Below are 13,045 nucleotides of genomic sequence, written 5' to 3' on the forward strand. Positions count from 1 at the left end.
CATGACCACCAAGTACATCATCGGACTCGACGGGGGATCGCAAAGTTCGAAGGTAGTCATCTTTGATACACATGGACGGATCGTGTGTGAGGCAAGCCAGTCCCTGGAACCGATGTCAACGCCGGGGCCTGGCATCGCCGAACATCCCAACGATGACCTTTACGATTCGATCGTCGCAGCAGCCAGCCGCGTAATGAAGGCGTTCACCGGAAACCCTGCCGACATTATCGGCGTCGGCTTATGCACCATTCGGTGCTGCCGCGCCCTGGTTCGCAGCGACGGCACCCTTGCCGAACCAGTGCAAAGCTGGATGGACCGTCGACTGTCCGAGGCATATGAGCACAGCAACGACGATGTCGCTTACGTCACCACGGCCTCCGGCTACCTCATGGCCCGGCTGACAGGGGAGTTCACTGACACCGCGGCCAACTACATCGGCCCGTGGCCAATGGACGGTCAAACCTGGAACTGGTTCAGCGATCAGGGACGATTCGACTCGTTCAAGGTGCCGCACAACATGCTGTATCGGCTGCAGATGCCTGGCGAAATTGGCGGGTACGTCAACGCCGGTTTTGCCGCCGACACCGGAATCCCTCAGGGTATCCCTGTTGTCCATACAGCCAACGACAAAGCTGCCGAGGCTCTCGGTTCCGGACTCCGCGACGAGGGGACAGGTCTGGTGTCCTTGGGGACCTACATTGCAGGCATGATCCTGGGACACGATTTTGTGGCCGAACCTAAGAGCTACTTCTCGAATTTTGCATCCCAGCCACACCGCTATATCTACGAAAGTGCCGGTATTCGTCGTGGAATGTGGACGGTGTCGTGGTTGCGAAACTTGCTTGGGGCCGAAATAACCCACGCCGCCGGAAAGGCCGGGGTGAGCAGCGAGGAATACCTCAATGGCTTGGCATCAACCGTTCCTGCGGGCAGTGAGGGCCTGCTCTGTGTCCTCGATTGGCTGGCACCTCCCAACAAGCCATACAAGAAAGGGATGTTCATCGGATTCGATGAACGTCATGGATACGCGCATATGTACCGCGCCGTCCTTGAAGCAATAGCGTTCACAATGAAAACGAACATGGATGCGATGCTGTCCGAACGGGAAGCCAGCATCGAAACACTGGTTCTTTCGGGCGGCGGTTCAAAAAGCGATCTATGCATGCAGATCTTCGCGGACGTTTTCAATATTCCGGTTGAAAGAAACGTGGTCCGTGATGGGGCTGGACTAGGCGCTGCGATCTGCGTCGCGGTGGCTTGCCGTGTCTACCCCTCTTTTGATGAGGCTTCTTCGCACATGGTTCGGCGCAGGGATCGGTTCGAACCCAATCCCGCCAATGTCGCGCTGTATCAACAACTTCGCTCCGTCTCGGCGGAGATCACGGCCCAAACAGACGCCATCCTGGAAAAGACCCACCGCATCCTATTAGACAACCAAGGAGACACCTCTTATGCCTAAGCTAGGCAAATCAAAGAAGATTATTCAGCTAGCTTTGCTTATTCTCGCCGCTGGATCCATTTATCCACTCGTATACCTTCGCCAGAACTTTGAGTCGACCATTCTAGAGGTCTTTGGCCTGTCCAATTCGGAACTATCGGGGCTTTACTCAATGCTCGGCATTATATTTGTCGTGGGTTATATTCCCAGTGGATGGCTGGCGGATAAGATCCCTGTCAGGTACCTGATCACATTCTCACTGCTCCTCACGGCAGCGACCGGGTTGTACTATGCGCAGATCCCCGATAAGTCCATGCTCGTATACGTGTATCTGATCTGGGGCTTCGCCACGGTCTTCACCTTCTGGAGTGCGATTCTCAAGACCGTCAGCCTGCTGGCGGATAAGAGCGAGGAAGGCAAGTACTTTGGAGCCCTGGACGGCGGGCGAGGTTTAGTCGAAGCCATTCTGGCCAGCATTGCGGTAGGCGTGTTCGCATTCTTTGTGGGTAACGGATCGAACATCGAAAACACCAAAGCCGGGTTCCAAGGCGTGGTGTATATGTACTGTGCAGTTCTGGTTGTGGTTGCGATACTCGTCTTCTTTGCGTTGTCGGAAAGTGAGCGTAAGACGCCGGACCTGGTCAGCGAGCCCGCTGAGTCGACGATCGCCGCAGTAAGACGAATCTTGAAAATCCGTGAAGTGTGGGTCATGACTGTGGTCTTGTTCTGCGGGTACACCCTGTTTTGGGGCCACTATTACTTCTCGGGCTACCTCGACGTCAATCATGCTGTCACCCCGGTCAGCGCGGGTGTGGTGACTGTCATCGTTTTGTGGATGCGTCCCATCGGCGGCTTCGGGGGCGGGTACCTTGCCGATAAGTTCGGCAAAGCGCGTGTTCTTTCGATCTCCATGGTCGTTGCAGCTGTGGGGTTGATCGGACTCGCTCTCATCCCCGGCAATTGGGGCGTCGGCGCCGTCTACGTCCTGGTCGTACTGGTGGGACTGTTCATGTACGTAATTCGTGGAATCTATTGGTCCCTCCTGGATGATTGCCGCGTACCCGTGGCCGCTACCGGCATCGCGATCGGAATCATCTCATTTGTCGGCTATCTTCCAGACATTGTTATTCCGCAGATCAGCAGCGCCATTTACACTGCCTTTGGCGACAACGTGGCAGGCGCCAACAACTTCTTCTTTGCCGTCACCGGAGGCATCGGTCTGGTAGGGGCGCTGGCAGCCGGCTACTTTGCGGTTCTGATGAAGAGGCGCAACGACCTTGAGAGTTCGAACGCGGACGAAGAGCTGCAGGCGGCCAGCTAGCTTGGTCCTGCCAGTGGCGATAAACCAAAGGTTTTGGGGAACCTGCGGTTAGCCCGCCGTCACCGGGTCATGAAGCGGGGGGGGGGGGGGGGGGCGCGCCCGGGGGGGGCGGGGGGGGGGGGGCCCCCGCCCCCCCCCCCCCCCCCGCCGGCCCCCCCCCCCCCCCCCCCCCCCCCCCCCCCCCCCCCGCTTCCTGGTCGGGTGAGACCGCCGGGTTTTGATGGCCCGGTTGGAGGCCGCTGTGAGCGCAGTGAGGTGGCGTCAGCCCTTCAGCGTCCGGTCGAGCAGGGCGCGCAGCTCCCGGAAGTGCCGTTCCGTGGCTCCTTCATGGAAGGCCGAGGTGTCCGCCATGGAGTAGCCGTGGGATGCTCCGCGGTAGACCTCGTTGGATGCCTTAAGTCCTGCAGCCTTCAGGGCTTTCCCCAGCCGGGCCACGGCCTGGGCGTCCATGCTCCGGTCGTGGTCCGCGTGGCCGAACACGAACTCGGCTCTGGCCGTTCCGAGCCGCAGGTGCGGGCTGTCCGGCTCATCCGTGGCCAGCCCGCCGCCGTGGAAGCCGCCGCATGCCGCCACCGCCTCCGGGTGGGACGTTGCGGTGCGCACCGCCAGCCTGGCCCCCATGCAGTAGCCGAAGGTGCCGATGGGACCCGGCGCAACGCCGTCGAGCGCCCTGAGCGCCGAAACCCAGGCATCGATGTCCGCCAGCGCCTTGTCCGCGGTGAGCCGGCCAATCCGCGGGAACGCCGCCTGGCCGGCTGCCTGCCTGCCCTCCGGGGTGGTCATCTCCCCCTTCGGGGCAAGCTCGGCAACAGTCCCGTCCCGGTAGAAGACGTTCGGGGCCAGGACAACGTACCCCCAGCCGGCAACGCGCTGCGCCATGTCCTCGATGCGCGGGCGCAGGCCGAAGGCGTCCATGTACAGGATCACGCCGGGGAACGGCCCGCCGCCGCCGGACGGACGGGCCACCAAGGCTTCCGCGGTGCCTTCCGCGGCTGGGATTTCAATGAGCATGGGGTCAGGATATCGGACGCAATTCCGACGGCGGCGTGCTGGCTACCCGTAGTACCGCGCCAGGGTGTCGGCTTTGAAGTCGAAGAAGGTGCCGTCCTCGATGGCCAGGCGGGCGTCGTCCACCATTTTCACCACGAACCGCTCGTTGTGGATGGAGATCAGCGTGGCGGACACCATCTCCTTGGCCTTGTACAGGTGATGGATGTATGCCCGGGAGTAGTTGGTGCACGCGTAGCAGTCGCAGCCGTCCTGGAGCGGGCCGAAGTCCCGCTTGTACTTGGCGCCGGAGAGGTTGTACCGGCCGGTCGGCGTATAGAACGCGGAGTTGCGGGCCACCCGGGTGGGGGAGACGCAGTCGAAGGTGTCCGCGCCGTTCTCGATGGCCGTGAAGATGTCGTCCGGTTCGGAGATGCCCAGCAGGTGCCGGGGCTTGTCCTCGGGCAGCTCCTCGTTGCACCACCGGACAATCGTGCCCAGGTTTTCCTTCTCCAGCGCCCCGCCGATCCCGAAACCGTCGAACGGCATGGCGCCCAGGTCCCGGCACGCCTTCCGGCGCAGGTCCTCGTACTGCGCGCCCTGGATCACGCCGAACAGGGCCTGGTACGGTTTGCCTGCCCGGGAGGAGGTCAGCCGGAAGTGCTCCTCAAGGCAGCGCAGCGCCCACAGCCGGGTGCGCTCCAGGGACTCCTCCTGGTAGCCGCGCGAGTTCTGCAGGGTGGTGAGCTCATCGAAGGCGAACATGATGTCCGCTCCGATCCGGTGCTGGACCTGCATGGAGATTTCGGGGGAGAACCGGTGCCGGTCGCCGTTGAGGTGGCTCTTGAACCACACGCCGTCGTCGTCAATATGGGCCAGGCGCTCCTTGCCGGGGGCCACCGCGTCGTCCGGTCCGGGCGCGCCGACGGCGGCAACAGTCTTCATGTCGATGACCTTCTTGAACCCCGAGCCGAGGCTCATCACCTGGAATCCGCCCGAGTCCGTGAACGTGGGCCCCGGCCAGTTCATGAACGCGCCCAGGCCGCCGGCCTCGTCCAGGATGTCCGCACCGGGCTGCAGGTACAGGTGGTAGGCGTTGGCCAGCAGCGCCTGCGCCCCCAGGTCCGCCATGGCCTCGGGCAGCACGGATTTGACCGTGGCCTTGGTTCCCACGGCAATGAACGCCGGGGTCTGGATCGTGCCGTGGGGCGTGGAGATGGTGCCGGTACGTCCCAGGAACCGGCCCCCGTTGGATGCCTCCTGCGGGGCGGACGGCGGGCAGCTCTCGGCCAGGCGCGTGCCTACCCGGAAGGAAAACTCCGACTGCCGTGACCGTGCTTCATCGCCGGCAGTGCGCGGGCCCGGTTCAAACGGGGCGTCGGCAGGGTGTGGAGCTGGGGCAGGGTTGGCTGGCACCGTACAAGTCTGCCAGCAACCAGCCCCGTCCCGGCAACCGGGCCGGTCAGCTGACCGGTTCCGATGCGGGGTAGTGCTCGGCCCGCCAGGCATCCCAGGATGAGCGGATGGCGTCCAGCCTTGCGGCGCCAAGGTCGTAGGTGGAGGCGATGACCAGGGACCCTTCGCCCTCTTCGCGCACGTCCTTGATGGCGGGATGGTCGGCCACCACCAGGAGTCCCTCGCCGTGTTCCGCGTAGTCGTGCACCGTGACACCCACCTGGTGGCTGGTCCGGTACCAGACCTTTCCGCTGATCTTCTCGCCGGTCCCCAATGTCAGCTGGTAGCTTTCACCCGGTGCCGGCAAATCCGCCAGGCCGAGCTTCTCGATCGCTGAGCCCTGACCTTCCGTCAGGTGCAGGAACAGGGTGTGGCGCTTGCCGTGGGGGTGGCGTTCCAGGGCGAAGCGGAGCTGCTGGAGGAACGTGAGCCAGCCCTGCGTGATGTCCTCGTCCCAGGCGGCCCACTCGGAATCGTGGTCAATCGCTCCCCGGGTCACGCTGACCCGGGTTCCATTGGGCTCGGGGTGAAGTTCAAAAGTGTCCCCGCCGTGAACGGTGAGACTGGTGTGGTCCGGCGACTCCTCAACGTCACCGGAGAAGTAGATCTCCTTGATCTCGGCGTCCAGGTCTTCAGCCTGCCAGCCATGCCATTGGGCTACTTTGGACGGTTCCCGCAGCATGGTCCAGACCTGCGGCGCGTCGGCGTTGATCACTACGCTCAGATTGTTGGTCATAGCCCCGAATGTACAACTCCGGCCGGATGCCGGGAAGGGGCAAATTACCTAACCGGGCACCCTGTCCGGGGTGTTGGGCAGCGTCAGGAGCGGACGGCTTCCAGCTCGTTGCTGATCCGCCGCTCGAGTTCGCCCATCCCGATGGTTTCCGAGCCCCCGTGGGCGCGCAGGAACAGCAGGGATTCGAGCCGCAGGAGGCGCCATTCGCGCTCGGCGTCGTGGTTGGAGTTGTCGATGGAGCGGAAGATTTCCTTGTCGTACAGGTTGGGCTCGTTGAGCGAGCGCTGCCGGACCTTCGCCGCCATCCTGGCCTTGAACGGATCCGTTTCCTGGTTTTCCGGGGTCCGGATCAGCTTTTCGTAAACCTCGGCCCGCTCCGCCTGTCCGTCCTGCCGGCAGATGTAGCTGGACAGGGCGAGGGATGCCTCCACGGACGCCCACCGCCCCGGGTTCCCGTCGAAGGGCAGGACATTGAGGAGGTCGGCAACGGCAAGTGCACCGTCGGCATCCTTGAGGGTGATGAACAGTTCGTGGGCGAGGTCGCTCAGGTCCTTCAGGCAGCTGCCGGACTTGAAGTTGACGCCCTTGGCCAGCCGGTCCGCCAGCAGCAACACGCCCTGGGCGTCGGGGTGCGTTTCGGCCGCGGCTTCCACCACTGATTCCGGAGTGCCCTGAGGTGCGGGAATCAGTGCCAGGTCCTCTTCGCTGGGACCGGTCACCGCGGGCGGGACCGGCGGGAGGGGAGGTACGACGACGGCGGGAACGGCGGCAGCGGAGGCAGGCTCTTCGCCGGGCTGCTTGGCTTGCTCCTGCGGCACGTCTCCCGCTGCCGGGGACCCTTGCGCCAGCACCGTGACCGTGGTGCCCACCGCGATGCGGAGGGTACCGCCACCGGACAGGCTGGCGAGGACCATCGCGGGCGCCCCGAAATCGTCCCGTTCAAGCTCAACCTGGTGTATCTCCGCTGTCCGCCCGCCGTCGGGCAGGACAATGTGGCTGCCGGTGGTCAGGGATCCAGCCTGCTGTTCAAGATGGTGACGGGCGGCTGGTGTTTCGGTCATGGGAGTCCTTAAGTTCTCTTGCGGTCCGCCCTACAGTCTACAAAGGCGGGCCCTTAAAATCGGGGACCCCCAGCTTGCTGCCGGGGTGTCAGAAGCCCACCCCGGCGAAGGCCAGGGCCTGGCGGATGAGGGCACCGCGGCCGCCGGAAAACTCCATCTGGACGCCCGGGCTGAGGACTTCCGCGGGGGTCATCCAGGTCAGTTCCAGGGCGTCCTGGCGGGGCTCGCACTCACCGGTCACGGGGATGACATAGGCCAGCGACACGGCGTGTTGCCGCTCATCGGTGAAGCCGGTCTGGGACGGCGCCGGGAAGTATTCGGCCACCGTGAACGGCACGGGGCTGATGGGCAGCTGCGGGAACGCCAGCGGTCCCAGGTCCTTTTCCATGTGCCGCAGCAGGGCGGCGCGGATGGTTTCGCGATAGATGACGCGGCCCGACACGAGGGACCGGACCATGGTTCCGTCCTCGTCCGCCTGGAGCAGGGTTCCCACTTCATTCACGAAGCCCAGGGGGTCCAGTCTCACCGGCACTGCTTCCACGTACACCATGGGCAGCCGCCCGCGCGCCTCAAAGAGGTCTTCTTCGGAAAGCCAGCCGGGGTTCGGGTCAGGAGTGCGCACGTTCATGGTTAAGTTCTACCCCATGGGACCCCGCTGGCAGGGCGAGGCTAAGCTGCCGGCGGAATGCGTCGGCACGGGCTGTCGTCCCGGCGCGGCCTGTCACCCGTGGCGCCCGGCGATCCAGAGGGTGGCCGGTACGTGCCCGGGGCCCGGCCCGCCCGCGTCGGGATTGGCTACATGGAGGGTGCGTCCGAACGCTTCCTCCGTGAGGCTGACCTGCTGACCTGCCGAGGCGAGGCGTTCCCGCAGGGGTTCCAGCGCGCCGTCGTACTCGAAGCCCAGGCCTGAACGTGCCGGTCCTGAAGCCGGGCGCACCAGCAGGACACCGCCGTTCTTGGTGGAAAAGTCGGCAGTGTCGTCCTGGTCCGGAACGGGGCGCGGGCGCGCCCCGATGTGCTGCAGCGTGCGGGCGGCGGCGGCGGGATCCTCGGTGAACCAGACCCCGGCGACGGCCAGCGCCGGGTCAGCGTCCGCGCACTGCGCAAAGTGGGACGCCTTGTCCGCCAGGAACGTGAACCCGTCGGGGGCCGTGATCCTGCAGGCCTCGCCATGGTCCGCGGTGACGAGTTCCGCGGGGGCGGCGCCGTCCTCCTCTGCCGCGAGATTGGTCCGGCGGGCGAATTCCGCAAGGTCGCCCACCTCCACCGCCAGTGCTGTGGTGCCGTCCTCCGCGGCGCCTGCGGGGACGGTGTGGAGGGCGAGGCGGCCGGAGCCGGCGTCAAAAACCCGCCACCCGGCGTCGTTCTCGGTAATGACCATGCCCAACGCCGTGAGGAGCGTGTCCCAGGAGTCGGGCCGGGAGGTGAAATGAAGGGGGCGGACGCGGAGCATGGCTTGTCCTTCGGGTCGGAACGGGACGCTTAGGGCCCATACTGCCACGTGGGCCGGCGGGTGTCTCGGCGCTTGTCACGGCGGGCTGCAGGAGCACAATAGGGGGCATGGCCGTTGAACTTGAGGAACTGCTGCTGCCGGACGCGGTGGCATGGCGCAACTGGCTCGAGGCGAACCACAGCACCAGCCCCGGCGTGTGGCTGGTCCTGCACAAAAAGGGCGGAAACGTGACGGAACTGGACTACGCCGCCGCACTGGACGAGGCACTCTGCTTTGGCTGGATCGATGGCCAGACGCGCCGCCGTGATGAGCACTCGTCGCTCCAGCGGATGACGCCCCGGACCCGGAGGAGCCCGTGGTCGGCACGGAACGTCGGCCACGTGGCGCGGCTTGATGCAGCGGGGAAGATGACCGACGCCGGGTGGGCGGCCGTGAATGCAGCGAAGGCTGACGGGCGCTGGGCAAACGCATACGGCGGGCAGGCCGTGGCCGAAGTTCCCGCGGACCTGGCCGCCGCCATTGCCGCGGTTCCCGCCGCCCAGGCGATGTTCGACGTCCTGACCAAGACAAATCGGTTCGCCCTGATTTACCGGGTCAACTCCGCTGTGCAGGCCGCCACCCGGGAACGGCGGATTGCCGGGTTCGTGGAGGTGCTGGCGCGGGGCGAGGCTCCGTACCCGCAGAAGAAGCGTCCCGCCCCCACCACGCCGCCCGCCCCCAACTAAGTAGCGCCAAGTGTCGTTTTGAGGCCCCAAAACGACACTTGGCGCTACCCAGTTGGGGTCAGTCGTCCAGGGGGAAGGCCACGCCTTCGCCCACCACGCGCAGGCACAGCTCCATGCCGGGCCGGGCGATGGAGGCGTTCCAGTGCCGGATGGTGATGATCTCGCCGCCTCCGGGGTAGCGGTGGTCCGGGCTGGAGGCCAGCTGTGGCGGGACGGAGAGTTTCAGGCGCACCGTGGTTTCCGGGCCGAAGTAGTCGGTGTCCACCACAACTCCCCGGATGGGCCCGTCCTCGGCAATCCTGATCTGCTCAGGCCTCAGCATCAGCTGCACCCGGCCTTGGACCGGCGGCCTGCGGACGGGGATCGCCCCCAGGGAGCAGGTTGCCAGCGAACCCTCCAGCCAGGCGTCCAGGATGACCGCGTCCCCCAGGAATTCGGCCGTGGCCCGGTCCGCGGGGCGGGTGTACACCACGAACGGGTTGCCGATCTGGGCGAGTTTGCCGCCGCGCATTACAGCCACCTGGTCCGCGAAGGACAACGCCTCGGCCTGGTCATGGGTCACCAGGATGGTGGTGACGCCGGCTTCGTTCAGGACCTTCGCCACTGCCCTGCGGGTGGCTACCCGGAGCCCCGCGTCGAGTGCTGAGAAGGGCTCATCAAGGAGCATCAGTTCGGGCTCGCGTGCCAGGGCCCGGGCCAGCGCTACGCGCTGCTGCTGCCCGCCGGAGAGCTGGTGCGGGCGGCGCTTGGCCATGGCCGGGTCCAGTGACACCATTTCCAGCAGTTCGCTGATCCTTCCGGCCACAGCACGCCGGCCCCCCGGCAGGCGGTCCGGATCGAGCCCGAAGGCGACGTTCTGCCCCACGCTGAGGTGCGGGAACAGGGCGCCGTCCTGGGCCACGTACCCGATGTGCCGTTTGTGCGCAGGCACCCAGACGCCGTCGCCGGCTACTTTGGTGCCGTTCAGCGCAATGCTGCCCGTGTCCGGGTGCTCGAACCCGGCGATCAGCCGCAGCAGGGTGGTCTTGCCTGACCCGGACGGGCCCACAATGGCCGTGGTTCCGCCTTTGGCGACGGAGAGGTTGACGCCCTTCAGGACGGCCTGGTTGCCAAAGTTCTTGGTGACGTCGGTGATCTCCAGGTGGCTGTTGGTGGTGGGCGCCACGGACGGTGCGACCCGCGGCTCCGGCAGCCTCGAGGGGGCTTGTTCTGTCACTGTCCGGCTACTTTCTTGGACTGCTGGAAAAGGAGGTAAGTCATCGGCGCGGAGAGCAGGATCATCAGCAGGGCGTACGGCGCGGCGCCCGCGTAGTCGATCTCGCTGCTCTTGCTCCAAAACTCTGTGGCAAGGGTGCGCGTCCCATTGGGGGACAGCAGGAGGGTGGCGGTGAGCTCGTTGGCGATGGCCAGGAAGACGAGAGCCGCGCCTCCCGCGGCGGCGGGTGCGGTGAGCCGCAGGGTGACCCGGACGAAGGAGACGAGCGGAGGCTTGCCCAAGGCCTGGGCGGCCTCGTCCAGTTCCTTCGGAGCCTGGGCCAGGCCTGCCCTGAGGTTGACCAGGGCGCGGGGCAGGAACAGGAGGACGTAGGCAGCCACCAGCACCCCTGCGGTCTGGTAGATCCCCGGCACGATCCGGATGCTCACCGTCACGAAGGCCAGCCCCACCACGATGCCGGGCAGGGAGCTGGTGATGTAGTTGGAGAGTTCCAGGGACTTACTGAACCAGCCGGGGTGGCGGACAGCCAGGTATGCCATCGGAAATGCCACCACGATGGTGGCCGCGGCGCCGGTCAGGCCATAGCCGAGCGTGGCGAGGAGGGCCGGCAGGAACTCGTCCGCGGCCCAGGCGGCGGTCCCGCCGGAGGCCACCCAGCGGAGCACAAAGAACAGGGGGAGGCCGAAGGCCAGTGTGGTCAGTCCCACCAGGAACAGCTGGGCGGGAAACTGGTACGCGTGCAGCGGCAGGCGCAGGGCCTTCGCCTGCGCGCCGGGGCCGATGCGGGCGTAGCGGGCGGTGCCGCGGCTCCTGACTTCGGCCAGCAGCAGGAGGAGGCAGAAGAACACCAGCACGCTGGCCAGCATGTTTCCGGCAGCACCGTTGAAGGTTGACTGGTACTGCACCATGATCGCCGTGGTGAAGGTGTCGAAGCGGATCATGGCGAACGCCCCGTACTCGGCGAGCAGGTGCAGGGCCACCAGGAGCGCACCGCCGGTCATGGCAATGCGGAGCTGGGGGAGGACTACCCGGAAGAAGGAACGCCAGGCGCCGAGGCCCAACGCGGCGGCCGACTGCTCGATGGCCGGGTCCAGCCGGCTGAGCGCGGCAGCGGCGGGAATGTAGACCAGCGGGAAGTAGGAGAGCGTGGCGATCAGGACTCCCGAGCCCAGGCCGCCGAGCGACGGGATCGCCGAGACCCAGGCGTAGCTGTTGACGAACGCGGGGATGGCCAGCGGCGCGGCCAGGAGCACAGCCCAGATCCGCGCGCCGCGCAGGGCGGTGCGTTCCACGAGCCAGGCCCCGGCGACACCGAGGACCAGGCACAGCGGGACGGTGATCACCGTCAGCAGGAGGGTGTTGAGCAGCAGTTCGGCCACGCGCGGCCGGAAGATGAGTTCGACGGCGGTGTCCCAGCCGGTTGCCGCGGTCATGTACACCACATAGGCCAGCGGAACGAGCGAAAACAGGGCAATCAGCACCGCCAGCGCGGACAGTGCAGAAACGCCGAAAGGCGGGCGGGGGCTGCTGCCCCGGCCCGCCGTCGTCGAGCTCCCCCGAGGGGGAGCCGAGAGATCAGGAGTCACGGATTTAGAGGAGTCCTGCCGAGGTCATCAGGTCGGTGACCTTTTCGGAGTTGAGCTTGGCGGGATCGACGATGGGGGCCTGGAGCTCCGCGATCGGAACCAGCTTCTCGTTGGCCGGAACATCCGAGGCGATGGCGTACTCGAACGACGTGCCGTCCTTCAGGATTTCCTGGCCCTTCTTGCCGGTGATGAACTTCAGGAACGCCTGGGCGTCAGCAGCCTTCTTGGAGCTCTTCAGGACACCGCCGCCGGATACGGAGAGGAAGGCGCCCGGATCCTGGTTCTTGAAGTAGTACGGGCTGACGTTCTTGGAGTTCTCGCCCGTCTTGGCCTGGTCCCCGTAGTAGTAGTAGTGGTAGATCAGGGCGGCATCCACTTCACCGGCGTTGACGGCCTTCATGGCGGTGCTGTTGCCCTTGTAGGCCTTGAAGTTTTCCTTCATGCCCTTGAGCCACTCCTCGGTGGCGGCCTCTCCCTTGAGTTCCAGCAGCGCGGAAACGATGGCCTGGAAGTCGGCGCCGGACGGGGAAGCAGCCCATTTACCCTTCCACTCCGGCTTCGCAAGGTCCAGCATGGACTTGGGCAGCTTGTCTTCCGTGAGCTTGTTCTTGTCGTACACCAGGACGGTGGAGCGGGCAGCAATGCCGGTCCACTTGCCGGTGGAAGGACGGAACTCTGCCGGCACCTGCGCAGCGGTTGCCGCGTCCACGTCCGCGAACAGGCCGGCGTTCTCAACCTGGGTCATGGCGGGGGAGTTCTCCGTCAGGAAAACGTCGGCCGGGGAGGCGTCGCCTTCCTGGATGATCTGGTTGGACAGCTCGGTGTCCGATCCCTGGCGCATGGTGACCTTGATGCCGGTCTCCGCCGTGAAAGCGTCGATCCATTCCTTGGTCAGGCTTTCGTGCTGCGCGTTGTAGACGGTGATTCCGCCCGAGTCCCCGCCGGCGGCGGACGAGCCGGTGGCTGCCGGAGTGGAACCGCCGCCGCAGGCGGTCAGTCCGAGGGCTGCGGTGGCGGCGAGGGCGATGCCGGCCAAGGCGCTGTTGCGGATCTTCATTGAGGGGCTG

Annotated in this window: 12 protein-coding genes; 3 read left to right on the forward strand and 9 right to left on the reverse strand. The window is 65.6% G+C overall.

All coding sequences use genetic code 11. The annotated features are described in order from the left end of the window. Window position 1: 1 nt before the first annotated feature. Entirely contained in the window at window positions 2-1,459 is a 1,458-nt protein-coding gene (locus PV768_RS18025; RefSeq protein ID WP_157239263.1) for an FGGY-family carbohydrate kinase, read from the forward strand. Then, window positions 1,452-2,759: an MFS transporter gene (locus PV768_RS18030; protein ID WP_323057695.1), complete on the forward strand. Its 1,308-nt coding sequence runs from the start codon at window positions 1,452-1,454 to the stop codon at window positions 2,757-2,759. The genes PV768_RS18025 and PV768_RS18030 overlap by 8 nt, the downstream gene beginning before the upstream one ends. Window positions 2,760-3,020: 261 nt before the next feature. Here the strand turns inward: PV768_RS18030 and PV768_RS18035 are convergent, their stop codons facing one another. The 6 genes from PV768_RS18035 to PV768_RS18060 all read right to left on the reverse strand — a co-directional run bounded on the left by PV768_RS18035 (window position 3,021) and on the right by PV768_RS18060 (window position 8,451). Further along, on the reverse strand, window positions 3,021-3,770 hold the full coding sequence (locus PV768_RS18035) for a dienelactone hydrolase family protein (RefSeq protein WP_157239260.1): 750 nt from the start codon (window positions 3,768-3,770) through the stop codon (window positions 3,021-3,023). A gap of 42 nt (window positions 3,771-3,812) precedes the next feature. Next, on the reverse strand, window positions 3,813-5,162 hold the full coding sequence (gene tgt, locus PV768_RS18040) for a tRNA guanosine(34) transglycosylase Tgt (protein ID WP_421093755.1): 1,350 nt from the start codon (window positions 5,160-5,162) through the stop codon (window positions 3,813-3,815). A gap of 46 nt (window positions 5,163-5,208) precedes the next feature. Next, the gene (locus tag PV768_RS18045) at window positions 5,209-5,937 is read right to left on the reverse strand and encodes an SRPBCC domain-containing protein (protein WP_323057693.1); all 729 of its coding nucleotides are present in this window, start codon (window positions 5,935-5,937) and stop codon (window positions 5,209-5,211) included. Between the two features lie 83 nt (window positions 5,938-6,020). Continuing rightward, complete coding sequence (locus PV768_RS18050) at window positions 6,021-6,998, reverse strand: DUF6707 family protein (RefSeq protein WP_323057692.1); 978 nt, start codon at window positions 6,996-6,998, stop codon at window positions 6,021-6,023. Between the two features lie 88 nt (window positions 6,999-7,086). After that, window positions 7,087-7,626, reverse strand: a complete 540-nt coding sequence (locus PV768_RS18055; RefSeq protein WP_157239255.1) for an NUDIX hydrolase family protein — start codon at window positions 7,624-7,626, stop codon at window positions 7,087-7,089. 93 nt (window positions 7,627-7,719) lie between these two features. Then, the gene (locus PV768_RS18060; RefSeq protein ID WP_421093756.1) at window positions 7,720-8,451 is read right to left on the reverse strand and encodes a VOC family protein; all 732 of its coding nucleotides are present in this window, start codon (window positions 8,449-8,451) and stop codon (window positions 7,720-7,722) included. Between the two features lie 107 nt (window positions 8,452-8,558). On the opposite strand from PV768_RS18060, the gene PV768_RS18065 reads away from it, so the two are divergent. Next, on the forward strand, window positions 8,559-9,176 hold the full coding sequence (locus PV768_RS18065; RefSeq protein WP_421093757.1) for a YdeI/OmpD-associated family protein: 618 nt from the start codon (window positions 8,559-8,561) through the stop codon (window positions 9,174-9,176). A 58-nt stretch (window positions 9,177-9,234) separates the two neighbouring features. Here the strand turns inward: PV768_RS18065 and PV768_RS18070 are convergent, their stop codons facing one another. Genes PV768_RS18070 through PV768_RS18080 form a run of 3 tightly spaced genes read right to left on the reverse strand, consistent with a single transcriptional unit; the run spans window position 9,235 to window position 13,035 of the window. After that, window positions 9,235-10,392 carry an ABC transporter ATP-binding protein gene (locus PV768_RS18070; RefSeq protein WP_321215291.1) on the reverse strand — a complete coding sequence of 386 codons (1,158 nt, stop codon included), beginning with the start codon at window positions 10,390-10,392 and terminating at the stop codon, window positions 9,235-9,237. After that, on the reverse strand, window positions 10,389-11,978 hold the full coding sequence (locus tag PV768_RS18075) for an ABC transporter permease (protein WP_421093758.1): 1,590 nt from the start codon (window positions 11,976-11,978) through the stop codon (window positions 10,389-10,391). The genes PV768_RS18070 and PV768_RS18075 overlap by 4 nt, the downstream gene beginning before the upstream one ends. A gap of 4 nt (window positions 11,979-11,982) precedes the next feature. Beyond that, window positions 11,983-13,035 carry an iron ABC transporter substrate-binding protein gene (locus tag PV768_RS18080; RefSeq protein ID WP_421093759.1) on the reverse strand — a complete coding sequence of 351 codons (1,053 nt, stop codon included), beginning with the start codon at window positions 13,033-13,035 and terminating at the stop codon, window positions 11,983-11,985. Between the last annotated feature and the right edge of the window lie 10 nt (window positions 13,036-13,045).

Source organism: Pseudarthrobacter sp. CC4 (assembly GCF_048957775.1).
GTDB lineage: Bacteria > Actinomycetota > Actinomycetes > Actinomycetales > Micrococcaceae > Arthrobacter.

What these genes read in the sequence shown, in the direction of transcription:
- PV768_RS18025 (WP_157239263.1), top strand. Translation starts at nt 2, where the DNA reads ATGACCACCAAGTACATCATCGGACTCGACGGGGGATCGCAAAGTTCG.
- PV768_RS18030 (WP_323057695.1), top strand. Translation starts at nt 1,452, where the DNA reads ATGCCTAAGCTAGGCAAATCAAAGAAGATTATTCAGCTAGCTTTGCTT.
- PV768_RS18035 (WP_157239260.1), bottom strand. Translation starts at nt 3,770, where the DNA reads ATGCTCATTGAAATCCCAGCCGCGGAAGGCACCGCGGAAGCCTTGGTG.
- PV768_RS18045 (WP_323057693.1), bottom strand. Translation starts at nt 5,937, where the DNA reads ATGACCAACAATCTGAGCGTAGTGATCAACGCCGACGCGCCGCAGGTC.
- PV768_RS18050 (WP_323057692.1), bottom strand. Translation starts at nt 6,998, where the DNA reads ATGACCGAAACACCAGCCGCCCGTCACCATCTTGAACAGCAGGCTGGA.
- PV768_RS18055 (WP_157239255.1), bottom strand. Translation starts at nt 7,626, where the DNA reads ATGAACGTGCGCACTCCTGACCCGAACCCCGGCTGGCTTTCCGAAGAA.
- PV768_RS18060 (WP_421093756.1), bottom strand. Translation starts at nt 8,451, where the DNA reads ATGCTCCGCGTCCGCCCCCTTCATTTCACCTCCCGGCCCGACTCCTGG.
- PV768_RS18065 (WP_421093757.1), top strand. Translation starts at nt 8,559, where the DNA reads ATGGCCGTTGAACTTGAGGAACTGCTGCTGCCGGACGCGGTGGCATGG.
- PV768_RS18080 (WP_421093759.1), bottom strand. Translation starts at nt 13,035, where the DNA reads ATGAAGATCCGCAACAGCGCCTTGGCCGGCATCGCCCTCGCCGCCACC.